At 39.1% G+C, this 25,654-nt stretch carries 18 protein-coding genes, 1 tRNA gene and 1 other RNA gene; 7 read left to right on the top strand and 13 right to left on the bottom strand.

The features are described 5' to 3' along the window. Positions 1–94: 94 nt before the first annotated feature. Positions 95–478, bottom strand: coding sequence for a DUF2178 domain-containing protein (locus tag MSKOL_RS17155; RefSeq protein WP_048122995.1), 384 nt, complete (start codon positions 476–478; stop codon positions 95–97). Between the two features lie 466 nt (positions 479–944). Between MSKOL_RS17155 and MSKOL_RS17150 the strand changes: the two genes are divergently transcribed. Then, entirely contained in the window at positions 945–3,020 is a 2,076-nt protein-coding gene (locus tag MSKOL_RS17150) for a hypothetical protein (RefSeq protein WP_048157902.1), read from the top strand. A 679-nt stretch (positions 3,021–3,699) separates the two neighbouring features. Here the strand turns inward: MSKOL_RS17150 and MSKOL_RS17145 are convergent. Together MSKOL_RS17145 and MSKOL_RS17140 are read right to left on the bottom strand one after the other, a co-directional pair. Beyond that, complete coding sequence (locus tag MSKOL_RS17145; protein ID WP_156151136.1) at positions 3,700–3,957, bottom strand: hypothetical protein; 258 nt, start codon at positions 3,955–3,957, stop codon at positions 3,700–3,702. A 363-nt stretch (positions 3,958–4,320) separates the two neighbouring features. Then, a complete protein-coding gene (locus tag MSKOL_RS17140; RefSeq protein WP_048157898.1) occupies positions 4,321–6,312 on the bottom strand; it encodes a cation:proton antiporter in 1,992 nt (663 codons plus the stop codon). Positions 6,313–6,710: 398 nt separating this feature from the next. Here MSKOL_RS17140 and MSKOL_RS17135 point away from each other — a divergent pair, with 398 nt between their 5' ends. Then, a complete protein-coding gene (locus MSKOL_RS17135; RefSeq protein WP_048157896.1) occupies positions 6,711–8,612 on the top strand; it encodes a tetratricopeptide repeat protein in 1,902 nt (633 codons plus the stop codon). 901 nt (positions 8,613–9,513) lie between these two features. Here MSKOL_RS17135 and MSKOL_RS17130 read toward each other — a convergent pair. Continuing rightward, positions 9,514–9,598: transfer RNA gene (locus tag MSKOL_RS17130), tRNA-Ser, on the bottom strand. A 145-nt stretch (positions 9,599–9,743) separates the two neighbouring features. After that, positions 9,744–10,058: signal recognition particle sRNA (gene ffs, locus MSKOL_RS19615), an RNA gene on the bottom strand. A 314-nt stretch (positions 10,059–10,372) separates the two neighbouring features. Here ffs and MSKOL_RS17125 point away from each other — a divergent pair. Next, on the top strand, positions 10,373–11,998 hold the full coding sequence (locus tag MSKOL_RS17125; RefSeq protein ID WP_048157894.1) for a methylamine methyltransferase corrinoid protein reductive activase: 1,626 nt from the start codon (positions 10,373–10,375) through the stop codon (positions 11,996–11,998). Positions 11,999–12,253: 255 nt separating this feature from the next. Here MSKOL_RS17125 and purB read toward each other — a convergent pair whose 3' ends face one another. Continuing rightward, complete coding sequence (gene purB, locus MSKOL_RS17120; RefSeq protein ID WP_048122983.1) at positions 12,254–13,600, bottom strand: adenylosuccinate lyase; 1,347 nt, start codon at positions 13,598–13,600, stop codon at positions 12,254–12,256. Between the two features lie 597 nt (positions 13,601–14,197). Here purB and MSKOL_RS17115 point away from each other — a divergent pair. The 3 genes from MSKOL_RS17115 (at position 14,198) to MSKOL_RS17105 (ending at position 17,335) form a co-directional block, all read left to right on the top strand. Continuing rightward, entirely contained in the window at positions 14,198–14,347 is a 150-nt protein-coding gene (locus MSKOL_RS17115) for a 50S ribosomal protein L40e (protein WP_011305703.1), read from the top strand. Positions 14,348–14,353: 6 nt separating this feature from the next. After that, on the top strand, positions 14,354–15,097 hold the full coding sequence (locus MSKOL_RS17110) for a geranylgeranylglyceryl/heptaprenylglyceryl phosphate synthase (RefSeq protein WP_048157892.1): 744 nt from the start codon (positions 14,354–14,356) through the stop codon (positions 15,095–15,097). Between the two features lie 483 nt (positions 15,098–15,580). Continuing rightward, positions 15,581–17,335, top strand: coding sequence for an ABC transporter ATP-binding protein (locus tag MSKOL_RS17105; protein ID WP_048157890.1), 1,755 nt, complete (start codon positions 15,581–15,583; stop codon positions 17,333–17,335). A 132-nt stretch (positions 17,336–17,467) separates the two neighbouring features. On the opposite strand, the gene MSKOL_RS20560 is transcribed toward MSKOL_RS17105, so the two are convergent. The 4 genes from MSKOL_RS20560 to MSKOL_RS17095 all read right to left on the bottom strand — a co-directional run bounded on the left by MSKOL_RS20560 (position 17,468) and on the right by MSKOL_RS17095 (position 19,503). Beyond that, on the bottom strand, positions 17,468–17,647 hold the full coding sequence (locus tag MSKOL_RS20560; protein ID WP_156151135.1) for a hypothetical protein: 180 nt from the start codon (positions 17,645–17,647) through the stop codon (positions 17,468–17,470). After that, positions 17,644–17,802: a hypothetical protein gene (locus MSKOL_RS20555; protein ID WP_156151134.1), complete on the bottom strand. Its 159-nt coding sequence runs from the start codon at positions 17,800–17,802 to the stop codon at positions 17,644–17,646. The genes MSKOL_RS20560 and MSKOL_RS20555 overlap by 4 nt, the downstream gene beginning before the upstream one ends. Before the next feature lie 79 nt (positions 17,803–17,881). Further along, on the bottom strand, positions 17,882–18,607 hold the full coding sequence (locus MSKOL_RS17100) for a flavodoxin family protein (protein ID WP_369799552.1): 726 nt from the start codon (positions 18,605–18,607) through the stop codon (positions 17,882–17,884). Between the two features lie 338 nt (positions 18,608–18,945). Next, entirely contained in the window at positions 18,946–19,503 is a 558-nt protein-coding gene (locus MSKOL_RS17095; protein ID WP_048157886.1) for a flavin reductase family protein, read from the bottom strand. Between the two features lie 837 nt (positions 19,504–20,340). On the opposite strand from MSKOL_RS17095, the gene MSKOL_RS17090 reads away from it, so the two are divergent. Beyond that, complete coding sequence (locus tag MSKOL_RS17090; RefSeq protein ID WP_231592673.1) at positions 20,341–21,663, top strand: ATP-binding protein; 1,323 nt, start codon at positions 20,341–20,343, stop codon at positions 21,661–21,663. A gap of 201 nt (positions 21,664–21,864) precedes the next feature. On the opposite strand, the gene MSKOL_RS17085 is transcribed toward MSKOL_RS17090, so the two are convergent. From MSKOL_RS17085 to MSKOL_RS17075, 3 genes are all read right to left on the bottom strand, one after another. Beyond that, on the bottom strand, positions 21,865–23,121 hold the full coding sequence (locus tag MSKOL_RS17085; protein WP_048157884.1) for a COG1361 S-layer family protein: 1,257 nt from the start codon (positions 23,119–23,121) through the stop codon (positions 21,865–21,867). 165 nt (positions 23,122–23,286) lie between these two features. Further along, complete coding sequence (locus MSKOL_RS17080; protein ID WP_048157882.1) at positions 23,287–24,153, bottom strand: ABC transporter ATP-binding protein; 867 nt, start codon at positions 24,151–24,153, stop codon at positions 23,287–23,289. 279 nt (positions 24,154–24,432) lie between these two features. Next, complete coding sequence (locus MSKOL_RS17075; protein WP_048122968.1) at positions 24,433–25,647, bottom strand: ABC transporter permease; 1,215 nt, start codon at positions 25,645–25,647, stop codon at positions 24,433–24,435. Positions 25,648–25,654: the final 7 nt, after the last annotated feature.

The raw sequence follows: 25,654 nt of genomic DNA, 5'->3' as shown, positions 1-25,654 counted from the left end.
ATTAATGAAGTCCCATTTTACCAGGCTCTACTCACCAGCCCTCTGTATAAAACCTGGTTTTATTGTCCCTACAAGACGCAATTTGACTTTCTGCTCAGCCACCATATTCCCTGTTGTAATACATATAAAGCAAACCATAAAGCACCATAATTGCACAACTTATGTGTGCCATGAAAAAACCAAGATTAGTATAGCCTGGATAAGTGTTTCTCATTGCTATAAGAGTTGTTCCTCCAAGAGCGAAACTAAGTATTACTATTTGAAAGGTAATCCAGGAGGCTTTCTGGCTAATTTGGTGAACACGTTCATCTTCCACAACCTCTTCCACTCTGTTTTTTAAAAGATATATCACAGTTATTCCTGCTAAGAAAACGCTTATGGCAAGTGCTGGACTTCCTACTAAAATAGAAATACTTGAACCTGATCCCATTAACATTACAATCAGGAACATAATTATCCGAAATTGTTTCTGCTTCATCTGCGTAACTCCCTTGAGTACATTTTTTCAGTTTAAGTCCAAATTTTATTCGTAACGTTCTGATGTACAGTTTTAGAAACAAATTGAGTTCATTTGTATACAATATGTAAAAGTATCTTTACATATGGTAAATAGATACTTACATTATATAAAGTTATTGAAGAGTAGTTCAGAACAAAAAAATACGAGCTGATAGAGGAGAGAATTAGATAAGTAAGAAAAGTAAAAGAAATAAAATTTCAAGATTGGATGGGTAGAAAGTAGAGAGTCATTAGAGAGCAAGTTAAAAACGTACAAAAATTCACTTTTTGTAGATATTGTGCACAGATGTAGAATTTATTTACCAGTTTGTCTAATATTATCCGTTAAAAGCAGAATGCATGTTTAAGTTACTGCCCTATTGAGAAAATGGGTGGTATTTTTGTATATATCTGGAATATCGATTGGAGAGCAGGGAGTATTATTAATGGGAATAAATAGACAAATAATTTATCCATTTATATTTGTTGTTTTGTTGATATCAATTACAGTCACAATTGCTGGGGCAGCATCCGTTCCTGAAGTTAAAGTGAAACCTGTGGGACATTTCGGAGGATATATAGAAACCGTTGATGTTGTTGGCAATTACGCTTACATCGGGCAAGGCCAGGATCTTGTGATACTGGATATTGCTAATTCTTCTTCACCTGTTTCAGTGGGCCGGGTTACGACAAAAAACTTAGTATCTGGAGTAAAAATTTCTGGCAATTATGCCTATGTAGCTGTTGGTAATGATGGTCTTGTGATTGTTGATGTTAGCAATCCTTCTTCTCCAATCCTTAAAGGAAGCTACGATACGCCTGGATACGCTAGCAATCTAGCAATTTCCGGCAATTACGCCTATGTAGCTGATGACTATAATGGTCTTGACATTATCGATATTAGCAATTCTTCTTCTCCAATACTTAAAGGAAATTACAATACTTCTGGATATGCTAGCAATGTAGCAATTTCCGGTAATTACGCCTATTTAACTGCTGGTGATAACGGTCTCTTGGTTGTTGATATTAGCAATCCTTCTTCTCCAATCCTTAAAGGAAACTGCGATACTCGTGGAATTGCTTGTAGTGTTGCAGTTTCAGGCAATTACACCTACGTCGCTGATGGGGATAATGGTCTTGTGATTGTTGATACTAGCAATCCTTCTTCTCCAACATTTAAAGGAAAGTACTATACCTCTGGAAGTGTTTATGGTGTTGCAGTTTCAGGCAAGTATGCCTATGCGGCCGATTTTACTAAGGGTCTTTTGGTTTTTGATATTAGCAATCCCTCTTCTCCAGCTCTCAAAGGAAGTTACAATGATGTAGACCTTGATGGTATAGTAGTTTCAGGTAATTACGCCTACATAACCGTATATCGTGGTCTTGAAATTATTGATATAAAGCGTCCCTCTTCTCCAATCCTTAAAGGAAGCTACGATACGGTTGGATATGCTGACAATATAGAAGTTTCAGGTAATTACGCTTATGTAGCTGCCGGTATTATGGGTCTTGCGATTATTGATATCAGCAACCCTTCGTCCCCTATTTTTAAGGGAAGTTGTGGTCCTGAGGATTTTTCTACGGATGTTGCAGTTTCAGGCAATTATGCCTATGTAACCGGATTTAGTGATCTTGAGATTGTTGATATCAGCAATCCTTCTTCTCCAATTCGAAAAGGAAGTTGCACTATTGAAGGATCTGCTGAAGATGTTGCAGTTTCAGGCAATTATGTCTATTTAGCTGTTGGTGAAGAAGGTCTTGAGATTGTTGATATAAGTCATCCCTTTTCTCCAAATATCAAAGGAAAGTATAATACCGCCGGACGTGCTCGTAGTGTTGCAGTTTCAGGCAATTATGCCTATGTAGCTGATGGTGATAATGGTTTTTTGGTTTTTGATATTAGCAATCCTTCTTCTCCGATCCTTAAAGGAAAGTACGAAACTGGATATGCTGACTGCGTTGCAGTTTCCGGCAATTACGTTTATTTAGTCGAAGATTCCGATGGTCTTGTGATTTTTGATATCAATAATCCTTCTTCTCCAATTCGCAAAGGAAGCGAAAGCCGCCATATTGGCATTTGTAAGGACATTTCAGTTTCAGGTAATTACGCCTATATTGCTAATTCTGGTCTTGTGATTGTTAATATCAGCAATTCTTCTTCCCCAATTGTAGAAGGAGGATTCGAGTCTCCCTGGGGAATTTTGGACGTTTCAATTTCCGGCGATAGTATCTATGTAGCCAATTCCAATAATGGTATTGAGATATTAAAACTCGACTTAGAACAGCCAGTAACTTCTGTTGTGAATTTAAGTGTAACACAACTCGAAAATAACACTCAGATCCTTAAACAAGAAAATGGAACGACGGTAGCAAATGTTAAGCAGATGCCTGGGCAGAAAAATGAGACAAGCACTCCTGAAAAAGAAAGCAAAAAAACTCCCGGATTTGAAATAATTTGTGAGGTTGTTAGCCTGCTAGCTGTATTCTGCATAAAAGGAAGTAATAAAAGGCGGCTACACTAATTTTTCGTAAAGCTCTTCATAACTATATAATATCTTTCTCTTTATTTTTTTGGGGAATTATTCAAAAACCTGCGGTTGTCATCTAAACTGAAGCGTCGGGAAATGTTTGTTAGAAGTTTTCAATGAAGACGAAAAGGTCGAAAATTCTGGAAAATTTCAAAAATACATGTTTGAGTAACCAGGGCTATTTTCAGAAAAAACGATAGCATGAAAAATTATGAAAATTGAAAGGACCTTTGTGGAAAGTGGGAAAATAGTCAAACTAAGTTTTTAATAGGTCACAATGTTTTAGTCCCACTTTTTTATAATCTATAGTCTAAGCTGTCGTGCTATATCAGAAGAACACTTTCAAAATCCAAAATCTAATCTAAAATTGAAGAATCTAACCTAAAATTGAAGAATTTAATCTAAAATTTATAAATCTTATCTAAAAATTAAAACTTTAATCTATAATTTAAAAATCCAATCGAAATATTAAAAAGTTTTTATATTTTATAGAAAACTCTATGTATTATAAAGCAAACCTGAAAAATAATTTATACTAGTCTTGCATATTATTAACTATGAAAGATAATTTCATAAGAAATCTTGAAATTATATTTTGTGTTTGCCTGGTCATACTTTTTCTAATTTCCTGCTGTAGCACTTAATGGCTATAGAATTTAAATTCTTATTCTCTTCAATGATACATACGATTTACAGGCTCAATCATTATGACTACAAGGGTCTGGTTCTCATAATTAATTCTATAAAGCAGCCTTAAATGCCTGGACCGCAGTCTGAAAAGCTTTTCCTTACTCTCAATTATTCTTTTTGCTCGTTGTGGGACTGGATCGAGGGTAAGCTCGTCAAGAATTTCTTTAACTCTGAAATAAGTCATTTCGTCTGTCATTTTCAAAAAGGCTTGAGCGGGAATGTCAAGAAGTATTTCAAACACTTTAGAGCCTCCCATCTTCAAATCTGTTATTTTTGGGGCATGTTATTCTAAGAATATCATGTATGTTTTTTGGTTAAATTCCTCAAAGAGTTTTTCATCAGTTTTTTTCCATTAAGTCTTTCATAATTCTTTCTCCCTTAATAGAAACCACTGTTTTACTTATTCATCAAGCTTACTGTTAAAATTATGGCTTATGATTTGTCCTGTAATTACAGAAAGGAATTCTATAGACGATCCTTCATTCTAACAGCAACTGCTATATCGACTACAAAGGAATTATAAGCATAAGTTAACGCTTATTTCCCAACTAAAGACTTGAGAATTTTTATAACCGATATATAAAAAAGGAGTAAAAGAGAATAGTTATTCTTTACTATTCTCAAAAAGCTTTCTAACCTCATCGAAATTTTCCGGTGGGCTGATCACAAGCAGAATATCATCAGCAAGAATTTTAGTTTCAGCTTCCGGCCCGGGAATGATTTTATGACTACGTGAGATTGCAAGTGCAGACACTCCATAATTCTTCCGAAGATTTAGTTCTCCAAGAGTAACTCCTGCACCTTTGGAGAGCTTTCCAACCCTGATACTCCGGATTTCTACATCTGCAAAATCGAGAGCTAAGTCGCAGAATTTTTTCCTGCGAATGCTAGGATTTCGAAGCATCTTATAATGGTCTGCACGTAATGTTGAAGTCAGGGAATTGATTTCACTGCTGGGCACCAGATATCTGTGAAGTACCCTTGTGAAAAGCTCTATTGAACTTTCAAATTCATCAGAAATGACCTCATCTGCTCCAAAATCATAAAATTTATCCAGCTCACGCAGGAAATGTGTTCTGGCAATAATGTGAATTTGAGGGTTCAGCCTGCGAGCAGCTTCAATTATCCTCTTGGTGCTCGGAGGATCGCCTGCGGTCACAACAACGGATTTCGCAGTATAAATGCCGGCATGTTCCAGCACAGCACTCTGAGCAGCATCACCGTAAAAAATATGCTCTTCTCTCTGTTTCTCTATCCTTACTACTTCAGGATTCATGTCAATTACTATGTAGGGAATTGAAGCTTCCTTTGCAGCAGTCACGACATTTTTACCGTTTATCCCAAATCCTACTATAATTACATGGTTTTCAGGTTTCTCTTCATATTCTTTTTCTTTAAATTTACTGTACCAGCCCTGTTTTAATACGGGAGGGAAATGCAGCGAATCAACAAAAGTCGTAGTTCTATACCCTATACTCATAAGTAGAGGGGTAAGTACCATAGAAAGCACTGCCACATCCAGAAATTCCTGGTACATTAGAGAAGAAACCAATCCATTTGCAAGACCTACTTTTGCAAGAATAAAGGAAAATTCCCCAACCTGTGAAAGAGAAAATCCAACCAGAATCATTGTATGCAAAGGAAAACCTATGAGAAAGGTGCTCAAACTATTTACTAAAACTTTCAGGAGCAGCACAGCCAGGGTAGCAACCAGGATCAAGAGTAAGTGTTCTCTTAATATATCGAGATCAAGCAACATTCCTATCGAAATGAAAAAAATACTCATGAACATGTCCCTGAATGGAATTATATTCCCAAGAGCCTGAACCGAATATTCAGACTCCGAGATAATCAGGCCGGCAAGAAAAGCTCCCAGTGCCAGAGATAGCCCTACAATGGAAGTCAACCATGCGACGGAAAGCCCTATCACTATAACGCATAGGAGAAAAAGCTCGTTATTTCGTGTCTTTGCCACATGGTACATGATAAAAGGAACGACATACCTGGCGCTTAGAAAGGTGAACACAATGAGTCCGAGGCCCTGCAGGATAAGCTCTAAAAAGGACTTTTCAGTTCCTGGGGTGCCTGCGAGGACCGGGATTAAGAGAATAATTATCACTGCTGCGATATCCTGAAAAATCAGTATTCCTAAGGAAGTCCGACCGTGAAGACTATAGATTTCTCCTTTTTCCTGTAAGAGTTTAAGGACAATTGCAGTGCTGCTTAACGCTACTAAAAGCCCGAGGAAAATTGAAGATTCTCTTGAATTTCCAAACCAGAGGAATATAAGAGCAACGATAACTGAAGTTATGGAAAGCTGCAAACCGCCTCCAAAAATTACAATTCTGCGAAGCTGTAAAAGGTCGCGCAGTGAAAACTCTATACCTATGGTAAAAAGCAGGAGTACGACTCCGATTTCAGCCAAAAATTCGATGTTTTCGATCTCTCGAATAAGTCCAAAACCAAAAGGTCCGGCAAGAATGCCTGCAAGTAGAAAACCAATTAGTGGAGCTATTTTTAATTTTGAGAAAGTAAAAACTACAGGAATAGAAAGTCCGAAAATGATTAGAAGGTCGGTTAAAAGATTCGTTGCCATCAATATAAATTAATTTTTAAATAATATAAATGTTATTATATTGTAAACTGCCTAAAATACCGGAGACTGAAACTGATGCTAAATGAAGTTAAGATTAGAAAATCTGGGTTTCAGATAATCTTAGAAAATGGTTCTAAACAATATAAAAAACGAAGTGAGTTTTTGTTAAATTTATTTTTTATTTTATTTTTATGTGACATTTTTTTAAAATCAGCTTCACTTTAATCATCTTATAATTCTAAAATACATTTAAGATAATATTTAATATAAAAATCGGATAATTAACTCTAGAATTTAACTATTAAAACATATCTATTTTTAAAAATTGTCCTCAGTTTATATATTTTAACCCACTAAACTATCTAAACCAGGTTTTCTCAGAAGAGGCTACTAAAATTATGAAAATGGATTCAGACATAGAAGATTTAATTCTCAAACTAGAAAAGTATGAAAGCAAGGTTAGGGAAGATCCAAAAGACACTGAATCTTGGTACTATAAAGCAGGTGTTCTTTTAGAGCTTGGAGAGTTTGAGAGTGCTATAGAATCTTATGATAAGGTTCTAGAAACCACTTCCAATGATGCTGAGGCCCTTTTTTACAAAGGAAATGCTCTTTTTGGGCTTAAAAGATACAACGAAGCTTTAAAAATTTATGAAAGATCTTTATTAATTAAACCTGATTTTGTCAGTGCGTTGAGTCGAAAAGGAGAAACTCTGTTTAAACTTGGTTATTATACGGACTCATTGTTTATTTACAAGAAGGTACTTGAGATCAACCCTGAGCATTTTGATACATGGAAAAAGAGAGGAGTTTCTCTTGTAGCTATTCGAGACTACGTAGATGCCCTTAAGTGTTATGAAAAAGCCCTTGAGTTAAAACCTAACGATACTGATATTCTAAAACTCAAAGGAAATGTTCTAGAGCAGCAGGGAGAGCATCAGAAGGCATTATCTTGTTATGAAGAAGTCCTTAAAATTGTTCCTGATGACTCAGAACTCCGAAAATTTATGGGGCTCACTTTGAGTAGAGTGGGCAGGTATCGCAAAGCAATAGAAAATTTTGACAAGGGCTTGAGATTTGAGCCGTCAAATGCAGAATTATGGAATCATAAAGGTGAAGCTCTCGTAAAACTTCGCAAATATGATGAGGCAATTAACTGCTTTAAAGAAGCTGTAAGCCTCAGATCAAATAACTTGAGTGCTCTCAGCAATATGGGACTCGCACTTGATTCTGTAGGAAGATCAAACGAAGCAGTTCAATATTTTGACCAATGTTTGAGTCTCAAACCAGACAACCATGAAGTACTAATCTATAAAGCTAATGCACTTTCCAATAGTGGCCGTTATGGAGATTCGATTAATATCGTAGACCGAGTCTTGGGAACATCTCCAAAAAATACCTATGCTCTTGACAGTAAAGGCTTTACACTTGTCAAGGCCGGAAGAAATTATGATGCAATAGATTATTTTAACAAAGCACTAGAGATTGCCACTAAAAATAGAAAAGAAATACTCACTGCTACAAAAAACAACAAAGAAATACTTATTCACAGCGGAATTGCCTGTAAACATCTGAGATTATATGAAGAAGCACTGTTCTTCTTTGAATGGGCTCTTAGTATATCCCCTAATAATCCAGAAATTTTATGTTATAAAGGGCTTGTCTATAAGGAACAAGGAGAATATAACAGCGCTCTTGAATGCTTTAATAAAGCTCTAACTCTAGACTCCGAAAATGCTCTTCTCTGGAACAATAAAAGACTTGTTCTTGACTACATTAGACAACATGAAGCTGCTAGAAGTTGTTATGAAGAATACAGGAAAAAAGTGAGAATCTGTCCGGAGTGCAAAAAAGAATTCACGAGTATTTATCATTGCTGTCCAGTCTGCTCCAAGACTTTAATTGAGAAAATTGAGCATAGAAATCTGCCAATTGAGCCTTATGATGATTGGGATCCCCCTGCTCCGAGTACTATCTATACTAGGATCAAAAATATTAATTACGGGTTGTTTAAGTATCAGGTAAACCAGGGATTTAGAGACTCCTTAATCGAACAAATTCAGTTAAAGTTGAATGATTTTACTTTCTGCTGTGTAAAGTGTGCTAAATATGAGGATTATTATTGTACTAAAAAGAAAAAAAGAGCTGCTCCTGGAGCTATATGTAAGTCATTCTGGCCCATAAAAGGAGTAAAATATCTGGCTTCTGTTCAAAAATCAAAACCAAAATTTGTAGAAGCTGAATTCAAATATCTTTCTGAACTTAATTACATGAAAACAAATCTTGGAAGAAAAACGTAATACATGCGTCTTCGGTTAAGGAATCAGTTAACCATAATATGACTACTACAATTATCTAAGCATCTGGATTTACTTTACAGATTTACAGAAAAACATGATATAGTAACATGTTTCTAACAGATCATATTTTAACCGATGACGAATGAAATGTAATATACGCACATGATATTCTTTGAATAACAGGCACAAATAAATAAAAGTACTTTTCACCTTACCCTTTTTTGAATCTCGATTTCGTCATTAACTTGGGTAGTAATCTAGGTTCGGCAGGTCGACATTTTATTTTTGATACTTTTTATTGATGGCGATTTTGAAATGATGGGTCCTTATTGTGTTCAGTTGTGAGGTTTACATATGATCCAAACATAATCTCTCATACTAAACTTTAATGGAAAAATGATTAAGTGTTTATATATGTCGTGGGAGTTGAACCACACATTAATCAGTTTTAAATTTAATGTGTATAGGACTTACGCACTTAAGAACCAAAATCAATTACATCAAAGACTGTGGATTAAAATCATGTTCTAGACAGTTAACGGTTTAATGCTGTTGATTCTTTAGTTCAACTGCGTAAGTCCTAGGGTATTTATCAAATGTTCAAAAACGATATCAAAAAAACTATTTAAATTCCTTATGTTGATCTGCCGAATCTAGGTAGTAAGATTGTCCTAATGATGTTTTGAAAAACCATCGTTAAACTAATTTGGTCATAGGAACCTGTTTAATAAGGGATTTATAGCAAAATTAAAAATGATATCATTTGGCATCAGTCTACAAAACCGACTGAAATATATTGTAAGTGCCAAATATTCTAAATTACGGCTTTTGATGTCGATTTAAGGCACCTGAATAGTAACAAGAAATAAACTCTATGTTGACAAAACTTTAAGAAAAAGAACGACGAGAGGGGGACTCGAACCCCCGGGATGCAGAACATCACGGGATTAGCAATCCCGCGCCATACCGGGCTTGGCTATCTCGTCACAAAGGACTTCAAGAAGCGCGTCCCCTTAAACGCATTTTATGTATTTAATCTTTTCCAGGGAAAGGGTTTCACAGAAACTATTCAATAATAGTTATGCTATAAAACTGAATCACCTGATCTATTCTGAATCATTTTGTGTAAAGCGATGAGCACACCTCAGGTCGTTGAATCTTGGAGATACCAGGAGACTGGAACCTCTTCTCCACCCCGCAGCCCCGCAAGCGATAGTTGCCCACAGTAAGTCTGCTCCCTTCCGGGCCTCGACCGGTTTCTGCAGTTAGGGTATGAAGACCTGCTCTCCAGCAAACCCGCATACCTGCACCATCCCAGCAGGACGGGGCTTCTCCGTTGAGATTCCAGGCTGGAGTCTCTTCGACGCATCTTCCATTGGCTTCGTCCCCCGCGTATCGGCGATTTCGGGTTACAGGTAACGCCGGGCTACCCGGACTAGCTCATCAGCTATACAAAGTCACTTGTAATATATAAAGATATGCCATTCATATCCCTCCCGATGTCTGTTTTTCATAATGGGACGTGAATGTTCAATCGACCTTTAAAGACAAAAGCAAAGAGAGTGGGACTATTTAGTGAGATTATTTTTTAAATGGCTTAAAAAAGTAGTGAGATAAATTCAAAGAGGCTTAAAATATGTAGGGAGGAATAAATCACCCTATTTATTTATACGTTATTTTTCAAAATAATGTGTAAATAAATCTGAAACAGCTTAGCATACCAAAGTACCGATAAAATGGGGAGAATTTGGGGAATTTCTATGAGATGTGGAGTTGCAATTGACCTTGGAACAAGTGGGTATCGAGCTCAAAAAATCGATCTTGATACAGAGGAGATCCGAAGAACAGTGATAACTTTAAGGAATCCTCTTCCCGGAGCGAACGTGATGGATCATATGGATTTCGCAATTCACTATGGCCAGGATCTCGCACACGGACTTTCTATAAATGCAGTAAAGAACCTATTCCAGGCTCTTGATGTGAAAAGCGAAGAACTTGAAAGACTTTCAATCTGTGGAAATCCAATTCAGCTATCCATCTTCCAGGGGATAAGCATTGAAGACCTCGCCTATGCAGGAGAACGGAAGAAAAAGAAGTACAATATACAGGAACAGGATAGGAGCGCAAGAATCGTTCATAGCAGCAAAATTCCCGGGTTTGATGAGTACGACTGTGAAGTCATAGTTCCTCCTGCAATTAAGCATGAAGTTGGGGCTGATGCCCTTGCTCTGATAATAAAATCCGGAATGCTAGATAGTGATGCGATTTCAATTGCCACGGATTACGGAACAAATGCAGAAATGGCCCTTAAAGTGAAGGATATCATTTATACGGGATCTGCAGCTGCTGGTCCTGCCCTTGAAGGACAGCAGATAAAGCATGGAAACCTTGCATCTCCGTACACCATATCAGATTTTGAATTCGAGAATGGGGGACTAAGGAACTATATCCTGAGTGAAGAAATGAAACCAGTTCCCGGAGATATAATAGATCCGGCAACTGGGAAAATCCTTGAGGAAGGTCAGATCAAAGCCAAAGGAATCACAGGTACCGGGGTCATAGCTCTGATAGAGAAAGGAATTGAACGTGGCCTTATAGAGCTTCCGAGGATTAAAACCCCAGACGGGCATATTCATCTTCAAAACCGGATGACTTTCTCTGAAAAAGACCTGAAGGAAGCCGGAAAAGCTATAGGCGCAATTCGTGCAGGGCATATTACTCTCTGTTCCACCGCAGGTATCGAAATGGCAGACATCGATGCGGCTTATATGGCAGGTGCTGCCGGTACATATATGGATGCGGCAAAAGCCCAGAAAATCGGTTTGATCCCTTACGCAACAGGAAAGATCTCCCAGCTTGGAAACACTTCACTTGCAGTAGCCCGTGAAATTTTGCTGTCGGAAAAGAGGTTATGGGAACTTCAGGATATTGCAAGTCAGATAATAGGTACACATATAATGTTTGCGACTTCTCCGGAATTCCGGGACGTATATGTTCTTGAACTTGCATACTGGGAGGAAGGCATGCCCTTTAAAATGTTCAAGAAATATCTCAAAAAGAAAGAGCTTCCAGGTCTGGGAGACCCGATACAGAATCCCATTATTGATAAACGTGTGGAGAGAGATATTCCAGTTCTTGGAGAAGAAGGACTTCATGTACTTGAAAGAGTCGGAACCTACATGACGATGGTTGTCGATTGCCCCGAGTGCAAAAAGTGTATTAAAGTCTGCCCAACTGGCGCCATATCAATTGACGACGAAAACAGGGTTATGATAAGCACTGACCTCTGTGAAGGTGCCCATTGCCAGAAATGTATCCGAGCCTGCCCTCCGGAAAAATTTAACTGGGAAAATCTTGAGGTTTTCAAACAGAATCTGCAGGAATAAAATGGCTCAGGATCTCTGGTCAGGCGGCTTCTAAATCCTCAATGATATCTAAAAATATAGGGCAATAAGTAGCTTATGCAGATTTTCAAGGAAATTATAAGAAATAAAAAGAGATCACGCTGGCTAGAGAAAACAATATCGTTCACTTGTTTAAATAATTACAAAGTTAAAAAGGTTAGAGGAAACCTTAAAAAAGATTAGAGAAAACCTTAACAAAGGTTAGAAGAAAACTTCACAAAGGTTAGATAAAGTACGTTAGAGAGAATAAGCCTCACGAAGTTTTGCAACAAGTACTTCAACCTGTTCCACTGCAGTTCCTATATATTTATCGGGATTTACGAGATTTTCTATATCTGTAGCAGTTAAATATCTTGCAATATCAGGAGTTTCCAGAAGCACAGTTTTGAAGTGCTGTCCCGTATCGTGGGCTTTCATCGCTGCAGTCCGCACAAGCTCATGGGCTTCCTGCCTGCCTACTCCTCTTTTTGCAAGCTCAATCATTACGGCCTCTCCCATATTAAGGCCTCTTAGCAGTTCCAGATTCCTCCGGATATTTTCAGGATAGAATCTCAGGTGTTCAATTACGTTTATCCCTAGTTTGAGGATATGGTCTGTAAGCACACAGGCTTCAGGGAAAACTACCCGCTCGGAAGAAGAATTGGTCAGATCCCTTTCATCCCACAGGGTATTATTAAGGAGTTCGGGTTCAACCATGGCCCTTACAATTCTTGCAAGTCCGCATATCTGCTCGGACTTTATGGGATTACGTTTATGGGGCATAGTAGATGAGCCGACCTGTTTTTTTCCAAAACTTTCCTCAATCTCGGCAATTTCACTGCGCTGGAGGGTCCTTATTTCTATACCTATCTTATCCAGAGTCGTGACCGTGTTTGCCATCCACATTACAAATTCAGCGTGCCTATCCCTCTGAATTATCTGGTTGGAAACATCAACAGCGCCAATTCCAAGGTGCTGCATTGTAAGTTTCTGGATAAGAATTCCGGCTTTTCCAAACGCAGCCTGGGTCCCTACTGCTCCTGTCATCTGCCCTACAGTTGCTCTTGGAGTGAGTTGATGGAGACGGTCCAGATGCCTTGAAATCTCCGAAGCCCATATGGCAAAACGCAGGCCGTATGTTGTCGGAACCCCTATCTGTCCGTGGGTTCTTCCACAGCAGACCGTATTCTTGTGGGCTTCGGCCTTGTCAAGCAGAACTCCGAGAAAAGTTTTGAGTTTATCTTCCATAAGGTCGATTGCATCCTTAATCTGGAGAGCTGTTGCCGTATCTAGAATATCGTTTGAAGTGGCTCCGAAATGTACCCATTTTCCAGCATCATCTCTACACTGTTCAGAAATCGCAGTGACCACAGCCATCATGTCATGATGAATTTCGGCTTCAATTTCGTCAACCCTTTCAGCTTTTACGGAAGAGATACTTTCAGATATAATCTCAGCCGAATCTGCAGGGATCAAACCCATATCCGCTTCGGCGCGGGCAAGGGCCGCTTCGACTTGAAGGAGCTTATTAAGTCTATTTTTTTGGCTCCACACATGTTTCATTTCTGCTGTACCATACCGATAGTCTATAGGATGAATCAACACATAAATCACCATTTATAAGACAAAGAAATTAAATAGACCCTAAAAGGTTAAATTAAACATGGAGTTATACTTAAAACCTGAGGGTTTTAGCTTTAAATACCGATTTTAGCTTTAAATACCGATTTTAGCTTTAAATGCCGATTTTAGCTTTAAATGCCGATTTTAGCTTTAAATACCGATTTTAGCTTTAAATGCCGATTTTAGCTTTAAATATCGATTTCAGCTTTAAATATCGATTTTAACATTAAATACCGATTTTAGCTTTAAATACTGATTTTAGCATTAAATGCCGATTTTATCTGTAACTAATTATCATCGTTATATAATTTCAATGTTAACTTTGACACAGTCCAATGTCAACTTAATTACAGCTTCAGCCTGGTTAAGCCACAGGGCAGAGAATAAACAACGTAAGCAATAAATAAGCTTTGAGTTCTCAGAATAAGAAAAACGATGGTTATTCTAAAAATAAAAGAAAGGAAGCTTGCAAACTCAATAAAAGACGGGCTTTTTTGATGAAAAACGTTATATCCCTTAACATCCATTAAGCGGGCTATATACCTTATCAATATTGAAAAATAATAGCAGGTGACAAAAATGGGTCGTTTTCCAGAAGCAGAAGAAAGATTATTAAATAAAAAAATTTGCATGCGATGCAATGCAAGGAATGCAATAAGGGCAACCCGCTGCAGAAAATGCGGCTACAGTGCTCTTCGGGTAAAATCCAAGGAATCCAAGGGAGCATGATCTTTTTTGCAGGTGGAAGCACACCTTCAGAAAATCATTGATCAGGAAGGAAAAGTTCATCTTACCCTTATCGATCCCGCTTCCCAAACACCTGAACGAGCCGCTGAAATCGCCCTTGCAGCAGTCAAGGGGGGCACTGATGCCATCATGATAGGGGGCTCAACCGGAGCGTCGGGAACCCTGCTTGATGAAACCGTCATAAAGATCAAAGAAAAGGTAGATGTCCCAATCATTCTTTTCCCGGGAAGTTCAGCCGGGCTTAGCAGGTATGCAGATGCCGTATTTTTCATGAGTCTTCTGAACTCAAGAGATCTAGGGTATGTGATCACAAACCAGGTTCTGGGAGCTCCGCTTGTATACCAGAGTCAGATAGAACCTATCTCCATGGCATACCTCATAGTTGAACCCGGAGGGACTGTTGGTTGGGTAGGGGACGCAAAACTGATTCCCAGAAAGAAACCTGAACTTGCCGCAGTATATGCCCTTGCAGGCAAATACCTTGGCATGCATTATACCTACCTTGAAGCCGGGTCCGGAGCTGACAAGCCCATCAACCCTGAGATGATAGGAGCTGTCAAGCAAGTTCTAGGGGAAAACAAACTCATTGTTGGCGGTGGGATTAGAGACGCAGAGGCTGCAAAACTCTGTGCATTGGCAGGTGCGGATATGATAGTTACCGGCACCGTTCTTGAAGAAGTAAGGGATGTTACTGTAAAAGTGGCTGAGCTTGTATCAGCAATAAAAAGATGAACCCTGAAAAAATGATTCAGGATATGCTGCCTGCTTTTAAGTATAATAGAACTTATTTAAGACTTATAGAACTTATTTAAGATTATTAAATTATATATATGATTATTAAATCTTGTCTAAGATTATTTAAGACTTATTTAGTTCTACTACTCTTCTAAATTACTTCTTTTTTCAGGGTACTTTTCTTCGGAGCGCAGGTTTTAGCTCTAAGGTTTTAGCTTTAAATTGATGTGTGGTATGTCTCAGAAAGTTTTGAGTTTTCCTAATTAGTTTTTAAGACTGTTCGTGTTAAATTACAGCAGCCGATTGTAATAAATAGTTAGAAGGTAATATTTGACTCCTATTTTAGTATAAATTATACTGGCGCAAAAGCATCCGAAAATTGCAGTGATAAAGATAAGTTATCACGCGCAATTGGCAGAATTGCAGAATATATTTCGGGTCAGGCATTAACTTACACGATTAACACTAAAAGGTATGATTATGCTCAGAGTTTCCAACCTGGTTAAAGATTATGAGGTACGTTCCGAAAAGATAAGAGTGCTGGACCATATCGACTTCACGGTGGAGGATGGAGAAATCCTCGGGATAACAGGTCGAAGCGGAAGCGGAAAGTCGACATTGTTGCGCATCGTCCGGGGAGTTGAGCCCTTTCAGGAGGGAACTGTGGAAGTAGATGGAGAAATTATAACGCCTGCTTCAGGGATTGAAGGGGAAAAATTTCTGAAGAGCGTAACCGCAATACACCTACAGCGAAACTTCGGGCTCTGGAACGGGCCTGCGATTGAAAATGTTATAAGAAAGCTGAACTACCTCCGAGTGGGGTATGAATCCCTTCCACGGAATGAATATCTCCCGCATAGTGTAGATACTGATTACGACGAGCTGTTTAAAGAAGCAATGGAGTATCTAAAACTGGTGGGCCTGGAGGATAAGGCGCTTCATTCCACCAATCTCCTGAGCGGGGGAGAAAAACAGAGAGTTGTAATGGCAAGGCAGCTTGCCGCAAAGCCGAGACTCCTTCTTCTCGATGAACCTGTTACAATGACCGGGCCGGATACAAAGCAGGAAGTTCTTGATGTAATAAAAAGCCTGAAAAAGAAGTTGAACATCCCAATTATAGTAGTTTCTCACCTTCCGGAAATTCACGCTTATCTTGCCGACAGGTTGATTTTCCTTGAAAACGGGAAAATTGCAGCCGACGGAGAACCTTCTCTGGTACTTAAAAATTTCCTAAGGGATATGAAGCCAAAGGAAAAGCTTGTGGAACCCGAGAAGAAAGAGGTCTGCATCAAAGTTAAGGACATTTCAAAACGCTATTCCCTCATCAGGATGGGAGAAGTCCTGAATATCAAAGATTTTTCTCTCGATATTTACAGAGGAGAAATTCTGGCTTTCATCGGGTCCTCGGGAGCTGGAAAAACAACCCTTATGAAACTCATGGAAGGGCTTGTAAAGCCAAAGAGTGGAACCGTCGAATATCTCTGCAGTGGAGACTGGGTAGATGTCACCAGGTATAGCGAAAAACGCATGGAACTCCGTAGGATCATGAGTATTATGAACCAGGAATTCTCTATGTCTGTGAATTCCACGGTAAGGGATCAGATTCGGTTCAGGCTAAGCATGAAAAAGCAAGGTGCAATTGAACACGCAAGGGGTAAAGCTAGGGAAATAGGGCTGTCGGATGAGACCCTTGATACTATATACCGCCTGCCTGACATGCCAGAAGAAGAGAAAGAAACCGCTTTGCGGGAACTCGATCTGAATGACACAATCTATTTTGAACTCTTTCCGAAGATCCCGATAACTGATGTTGATACCTATGCAAGGCCGGTATTCGAAGCCCTTGACCTGCCAATGGAAATTCTTGACAAAACTCCTTACCAGATCAGCGGGGGCGAGCATGTCAGGGCTTTCATTGCCTTAAGCCTTGCAACCTCTCCCGAATATCTTATGCTTGATGAACCCTTTGGAGACCTTGACCCTGTAACTCTCAGGGATGTCACAAACTCTTTAAAAAGAATCAACGAGCGCTTTGGCACGACCATTGTGCTTGTAAGCCATCACATGGACTTTGTTCGGGAAGTTGCTCACAGGACTATATTGATTGATAACGGAGCCCTTGCAATGGATGGAGATCCGGCAGAAGTCTGTCAGGAACTGATCAACAGAAGCAATGCCCCTTACATGGAACACAGCCTGGAAGACCTTGTGGAAGGCGGTTTGGAAACTAAGTAATAAATAACCAGTAAGAACAGCCAGAAGGCTTTTTTAGCAACCGTTGACCCGCAACCGTTGACCCGCAACCGTTGCGCCGGTTGATCACGCCGATAGGGTTTGGGGATAAGTTCATCAAACCCAAATATTGGCTCATGGTTTTCGGTCAAGCCTTTTTTGAAAAGGGTTGTGATCACGCCGATAGGGTTTGGGGATAAGTTCGTCAAACCCAAATTTTGGTCCGTGGTTTTCGGTCAAGCCTTTTTTGAAAAGGGTTGTGATCACGCCGATAGGGTTTGGGGATAAGTTCATCAAACCCAAATATTGGCTCATGGTTTTCGGTCAAGCCTTTTTTGAAAAGGGTTGTGATCACGCCGATAGGGTTTGGGGATAAGTTCATCAAACCCAAATATTGGCTCATGGTTTTCGGTCAAGCCTTTTTTGAAAAGGGTTGCGGTTAAACCTTTTTTGAAAAGGGTTGCGGTCAAGCTTTTTTTGAAAAGGCTTGTTTTTAATCCAGTTTAGTATCCATAGGTCTGCAATTTCTTCATATCTTTGCAGCACTGTTCAGTCAACCTTATTTTCTTCGCACAGCCGGTCCCATTCTTCGTTCCCGAATTTTATGTACAGGCTTTCAGGTACAATTGGTTTTTCGAGTTCTGTTGTGGTTTTTTCTGAGAGTGTCTGGTTCTCTACAAGTTCTCTTCCTGCGCGTCTGAGAGCTTTTTTATACTTCCCCAGGAGAGGTTTTAGCATGATATTGTTTTTGCCCCTGAAGATTTCTCCTTCTCCTCTGTAAATTTCAGCAACGAGTTCAGTGTGAAACGTTCTTGCAAGCCGCTTGAAAAAAAGGCTTTCAACCTCAAAGTTAGTCTGGCCCGGCAACCCAGCGTTTGATATCACGGCAAGTTTTGGAAGTTTTTCATAGCGTTTTGCGTGCCTGTACTCTCCCATTTCGTCTTCTTCAAAATGAGGCACAAGCACAGGAGTAAGTCTATCTATAAAGTTTTTCATAACAGCCGGAATATTATCGAAATACACGGGACATGCGAATACTGCAATATCTGAAGCTACAAATTTGGGAAGCAGGGCATCCATATCGTCCCTGATTGTGCAACTTCCAGGGGTTTTGAGCCAGCACTCGAATTTTCCCCTGCAATATCCAATTCTTTTTTCGATCAGGAAAATGTTTTCGGTTTCTGCCCCGACTTCTTCTGCTCCTTTCAGGAATTCCTCTACCATAATTAGAGTGTTTCCTTCCCTGCCCTTATGGCTCCCGCTGAATACTGTTATTTTTATTTGTAATCCCCCTTTCCCATTGAATAAATAACCTCTGAGCTGAAAAACCTTTGAGCTGAACAGAATATTTCCAATAGCTTTTCTAATGAAAGGCTAATTATACAGCTATTAAGCTAATTATACAGCTATTAAGCTAATTATACAGCTATTAGGCTAATTATACAGCTATTAGGCTAATTATACAGTTATTAAACTAATTATGCATTTATTTGGCTAACTATATCTTTATTAGGCTAATTGTGCAGTTATGCGTTTTTACTTATTTCCTTCCGGTCACGCTTGCAATAAGATTTATTTTCCTTTCGCTCGTATTGGAGTTTTACTACAGCATATCATCTATCGTTTTCAGCTTTTTTTTCTTTACCGCCTTCAGCAAAATTTTTCCCGATGGACCAGGCCTTGCCCAGGTGCTCACCTATTCCCCAGTAATTATTATCATACATGGAAAAAACTATAGGCTTGATCTTCTCGATATCAGGAATTTCATTACAGAGATATTTTTCCTCTGCATAACCTTCAACAATCTCCCCTATGAAAACCTCACTTGCGCCTCTGAGATCCAGAATATCTATAAGCCTGCACTCGAGATTTACAGGGCATTCCCGGATCATTGGGGCTTTTTCAAGTTTTCCGTAGAAGGTTTCGAAAATTTCGGATTTATCCGTTTTTTTTCCAGAGACTATGCCGCAGTAGTCCGTAACTTCCACCATGTCCTGAGAAGGAATATTTACACTGAAGCACTGGTTTTCTCTTATTCCTTCATTTGTATGGTGAATTTTCCCAAGGGTCACCGCGATCATGGGAGGGCTTGCCTGTACGACTCCGCAAAAAGCGACTGTCAGGTAATTCGGCTTTCCGTTTACACGAGCCCCTACGAGGGTAGTAGGCATAGGGTAAAGAAAATTTCTGGCTCCAATAGCCCTTTTCTCTCCAATCTCCGTATTTTAGTCCTCCTCAAAGCTGCGCAGATAAATCTTTTAGCACCGGCTTAAATTAATAGTATGAATTCTGCCGGAAAAATTAAATTAAAAATCCTATCTTTATTTATTTCCAAGATACATAATTAGTATTCCGGTTTTTATTAATATATTAATTAAGGCATAATTCTCCCGAGAAATACATTCCCAGTATAATTTTGGATGAAATAATTATGAAAGGGGAGTTTCCACCCTTGATGCCGTAGCTCTGTTTAAAACTTCACAAGTCGAGCTTCAATCTTCAGCTGCAGTAGGGAAATACAGAATACGTTTGCGAACAGTTGCGAACAATTGCGAATAGTTGCGAATAGTTTAAATTAAAAAACGTGTTTCTTCGTTTTTCATTTTTTCAGATTTCGTTTTTCTGGTCCCATATTGTATGATTCCATTTTTTCTGGTTCCATTTTTTCTGGTTCCATTTTGTCCGGTTCCATTTTGTAAGGTTTCCGCAATCTCAGTAAATACTAATTCCCGAATATACGATAAACTGCTTTTAAAAGAACAGTATAAACGCGGATTCTTATATATGATAGCAATATACTTATAAAAAATGAAGAGTATGTATAAGTATCATAAGTTTAGAAAGAGGATTGTGTTGCCCTGAATTCTTTAAATGATTTAAAGCGCTTAAGTTGCCTGAAATTGCTGAACATTAAAATTTGCCTCTTTAGACTCTATCTCATACCCTATTCAAGCCCAGTTGCATAATGCTGAAACGCAATTAGAATATGGAGGGGAAAGATTTTGAGGATGAATATTGCTGAAGACTCCGGACCTTCTTTAAAAGTTCCGCAGAGTCACCAGATCTCTGCCGTGTATGAAGATACCGAAGGATTGATAGAATTACTTGTTACCTATTTTAAGGAAGGACTTGAAGGGGGAGAATATTGCTTATGGTTTTCCCCGGATAAAATGGCCGCTGAAGGGGCAAAAAATGAACTTATGAAGGCAGGAGTGGATGTTGAGCATTATCTCGCTTCCTCTCAGTTAGAATTTCTGCCGGCTAATCCGCTCCCGGAAGATCTTACTCTTCTTGCTTCAGCAGTAAAAGAACTCGCAGAAAAAGGATATCTAAAAACTCTTTCTGGAGGATTTTCAGGGTTTAGAACAAATTTTGAGATTAAAAACGCTGGAAATTCTATCAAGCCCTGTCTTGAGACGTGTGGAAAGGCCGTTGAAACAATGGCTTTGGAAAAGAATAAAAGCATCACACTTCTCTATACCATTCCTCTTGACGAACTTTCAGGTAGAGTCCTGCTCGAATTAATGGAGGAAAGCAACTTTTTTGCCAAAAGAAAAGGGAAATTGGAGAGTTTGAAAAGTCTGAACGAAAAAATAGAGCTGAATAATAATTTTCTCAAAGAAAAAAAAGATACAGAAGTTTCAAACTGGGCCAAGAGTGGGCTGATAGTTAATATGAACCATGAGCTTCGGACTCCTCTTAATTCGGTAATAGGTTTCTCCGATTTGCTGCTGGAAGGGGCTTTTGGGTCCCTGAACACGAGGCAATCAAAATATGTAAGTAATATTCTCATAAGCGGGAAGAACCTTCTAGAAATCATCAGTAATCTACTTGATATATCAAGGCTCGAAGCCGGGGAAAATAACCTTAATTATGAAGATGTGGATATTGCCAGCCTTTTAGGAGAGGTAAGAATGAGTCTCCTCTCATTTGCCTCAAGTAAGAAAGTCAGTGTAGAGGTAAAGGTTGATGCCTCTCTTGAGAACATCCGGGCAGACAGGACAAAGCTGAGACAGATCCTGTACAGTCTAATGAATAACGCTATAAAACTCACTCCTGAAAAGAAAAAGGTTACCGTCAGCGCCCTCAAAAAAGGAGGGATGCTCGAGATTAAAGTTTCTGATAGCGGAATAGGGTTATCAAAGGAGGATCATGAAAGGATGCTTATGCCTTTTATTCAAACAGATTCTTCCACAACTAGGGGATACGGTGGAACTGGACTTGGACTTTATATTGCTAAAAACTTCGTAGATCTTCATGGAGGAAAAATCTGGGTGGAATCAAAGGGAGAAAAAGGCAGCACGTTTATCTTTACTCTTCCAATAAAATAGTAAAGGCATACTTTGAAAAGAGAGTGGCTAAAACCAGGACTGGTAATCGTTTGCACACTTTATCCGGATAGAACCAAAAAGGTCGAGTGCAGCCTGAAACTGCCCATATGTTTCAGGGGATCTATCTGATCTGCACCACCTTCCACCCTTTTTTAAAATATTAAACATTAATTTCCCGGAAGTTTTTGTTTCTCTAAATGTTCATTTTCTGTTCTGTTTCTTCTTTCTGTAAACTAGCATACCTGCAATGGCAATGACAACAAGTAGTAAGCCTGGAACAAGTATACCCGAACTATCCCCCTGAATTTCATCAATGGACTGAATATACATATTGCTTACTATATTTTCATGCTTATTTATTCCGTTGCCGTAATTTGCGGAAAGTGTTAGATTTATAGGCTCGTAGAAGTCCCTTCTGGCATTAGATAAATTGTCTGTTACTGCATTAAATTCGATCGTAAAAAGCTCGTCCTGATTCATTGGCCCTATGAAATACTCAGCAGGGTAAAATTTAATGCCTTCAGCTTCAGGTTTTATGCTTACCGAGCTAAACTCGTTCGGGTGTGTATTGGCTACATCGAATTCAAGAGTAGATTCACCATTTACTATCTGGAGCTCTTTTGAGGGAATTACCTTGACATTTGAAGAATCAACCTTAAGAGGAATATTCTTTCTGCTGTTGTAATCAAAGGAGTTCCCCTCTATTGCAAGTTCAAGGTTATGAGTTCCTTCTGGAGTATCTTCTGCAACTTTAACATTGAAAGTCAATTTGATACTATCTCCAGGCCCCAGGATACCCATATCTTCATAAGGAGCGTCAAGAACGATTATCCCATCAGATAATGGTCTCAAAACTGCAGCCTGAATTCGGGCATTGGTATCAAAGTCACTTCCGTCAATAGTAATAGTAGGATTACTTGCAGTGTTTGTAAGAGTTACCGTGACAGTACCCCTGTCTCCCGGCATGAAAACTTCTGGGTCCGAAGTAACTTCCTTAAGTTCAACTGTACCTTTGCTGTTAAATGTTTCAGTGCCTATTCGTATATCAAAGCTTTTTTCACTCCAGGGGCTGTCTTTGCCTGTTTTTGTTCTGATATCAATGGAACGGATTCCTTTCTGCGCATTTTTGTCTACAAAAAGGTAAAACTCCTTCGTAGCGGTCCTGCCAGGATTGAGAACCCCCACATTCCGCAGGGCATTTGCTTCTGAATCAAGAGAAAAAGGATATTGAGGTACAACTTCGATGTCGACATTGTCAGCTTTATCTCCTCCTATGTTTTCCACCTGAACAGTCAGATTCAGATACTCTCCTATTTTTGCAGGATAGGGATTTGTTTCGACTATTGTAACTTTCAGATTGGCCCCCCTGACAGATGCAGAGGCGGGGGCTACAAAAAAAGAGGAAACTAAAAGCAAAGACAATACGAGAGGGACAAGTAAACTTTTGATTTTTATCATTCTAATTCCACACCCCGATTAGCTTGAGTTTGGAGATATAACACCCTATATTATTCCGTAATAACACCCTATATTATTCCGTAATAACACCCTATATTATTCCGTAATAACACCCTATATTATTCCGTAATAACACCCTATATTATTCCGTAATAACACCCTATATTATTCCGTATTTTGAATTATTCCATCCTTTACGAGCACTATCCTGTTTGCATATCCTGCAATTTCCGGATCATGAGTAATCATTACAATTGTTCTTCCATCTTCGTTGAGTTTTCTAAATATATTTAGAATTTCACAGCCTGTTTTCGAGTCCAGATTTCCAGTGGGCTCATCTGCAAGGAGGATCGCAGGGTCATTGATAAGAGCTCTGGCGATAGCAACTCTCTGGGATTGACCGCCTGAAAGTTCACCTGGCTTGTGGTGCATTCGATCCTCAAGACCCACGAGTTTAAGTAATTCCTTTGCTCTTTCATGAGTATCGATTCCACTTCTTGTGTTAGCATAGGTGGGAAGCTCAACATTTTCAAGAGCTGTAAGCCTGGGGATCAGGTTGAATGTCTGAAAAACAAAACCTATTTCTAACCCTCTGAGCCTGGCAACTTCCTTGTCAGATAGTTTATTGATATCCAGGCCTTTAATTATGATTGTCCCTTCAGTAGGCCTATCAAGAAAACCTATAAGATTCATAAGTGTGCTCTTACCTGATCCAGAGGGCCCCATTATGGCAAGAAATTCTCCCTCCCGAACTTTAAGGTTGATATCACGAAGAACTGGAACTTCCAGATCTCCAAGAATATAGCTCTTTTTGATATCAATAACTTGAATGATGGGAGTCGCTGTCTTATGTGTTTCGTCACTTTGTAGATATCTCGAATGGCCCAATTTACATTTAAACGATTCTTCATTTGGATTAACGAGGCCTTCTCGAGAGGGCAGTTCTACCTCAAGTGTGGAATTTGCGGTTTCTGTCTCCAAGAGTAAATCCCCGGGAACAGAAACGTCTTTAATCGAAATCTTTGTTTTCATATTTACTCCCTTGTTTTTCAAATATCCAAATTAATTCTTATATATTCTTTATTTCCTAAAATATAGTCTATTCTGATTTTTATGTTTTAAATATTAACAGTAGAGTGATTTTCCACTGCGCTAAATTTGTTAAGTGGATCCGTGGAGCTACTCTTTATGAAGGTATTTTGAAACTATTTTTAGCCAATCAATATCTAATCGAGCTGATCACGAAGAAAGGATTGAAAAAGAAAAAGGGCCATTCTCCAGGTAGAGTAGCCCTATTAAAGGGACAGATTCTTATTCATATCTTAAAGCATCAACAGGATTCATGCGTGCAGCTTTTCTTGCAGGATAAAGACCAGCAGTTATCCCCACAAGAACCGAAACTGCAATCCCTATTTCAATCAATGCTAAGGGGAAAACAGGAGGAAGCTTAAGGGTGATTTCAAGAGCGTAAGCTCCCAGACCACCGATTACAGTACCTACGAGCCCCCCAAAGGAACTGACCATTACAGATTCCAGCAAGAAAAGTGATAGAATATTAGAATTGCTATAGCCTACGGATTTCATTATCCCAATTTCTCTGGTTCTTTCAGTTACGGTTACAAGCATAATATTCATAATTCCTATCGAGCCCACAAATAGAGATATTAGGGCAAGAACGAGCAGGAAAGAACTCAAAGCGTCTCCAATTTTTCCAGTCTGTTCAAGAACTTCCTCCTGGTTAAAGACGTAATAGGGTTTTAAATCCTCCTCATCAATATCTCTTTCCGGGACTCCGAAGTTCCTGGCTAATCTGCTATCCACGTCATCTGAAATATCACGAATTTTCTCAGGACTGTCTGCCATCGCAAGGAAAGCCCCATAGTCTTTTTCCCCGATCATTTCATTCATTGTAGAAACGGGAATGAAAACTGTCAAATCATAGTCGCTGTCCTCACTCACAACAGTTGGCTTGGAATTTTTCAATATTCCTTTTACCTTAAAACTCTTCGTCACAACCGTACCGTTTTCCTGTCGAAAAGCGATCTCTACAGTGCTCCTGTGGGAAATATTCTTACTGAACTCATCATTTGCAATGTCATATCCAAGGACAGCCGCAGCACTATCTTTGTCCGTCAGGAAAGTACCCTCTTCCATTTGAAGTCCCTGAATTTCCTGAAAATCTTTGTTAACTCCTGCAATATTCACATTTTTAGTTTCAGAAAGATATGTGAGATCCCCACTCATTGATTTTCTTGGAGATACCCCGGAAATTCCCGGCGTATTCTTTATTAGATTATACTCGTTATCAAAGAAGAGATTTGGCTGTTCGCTAGCTGCAATTATAAAATTAGAGCCTACAGAAGAGATCTCATCAGTAAAAAACTGGTTAAAACTGGCACCAAGAGATGCATTAACAACTACTGCAGCTATGCCAATTACTATCCCCAGTGTTGTAAGTGCAGACCTTAGCTTAGCACTACCTATACTTCCAACGGCTATACGAGCTGCCTGTGTAAGTTTTATCATATTTTCC

The organism is Methanosarcina sp. Kolksee, assembly GCF_000969945.1.
Lineage (GTDB): Archaea > Halobacteriota > Methanosarcinia > Methanosarcinales > Methanosarcinaceae > Methanosarcina > Methanosarcina vacuolata.
Note: the sequence above shows the minus strand (reverse complement) of the source record. Positions and strands in the feature narration are given on the sequence as shown.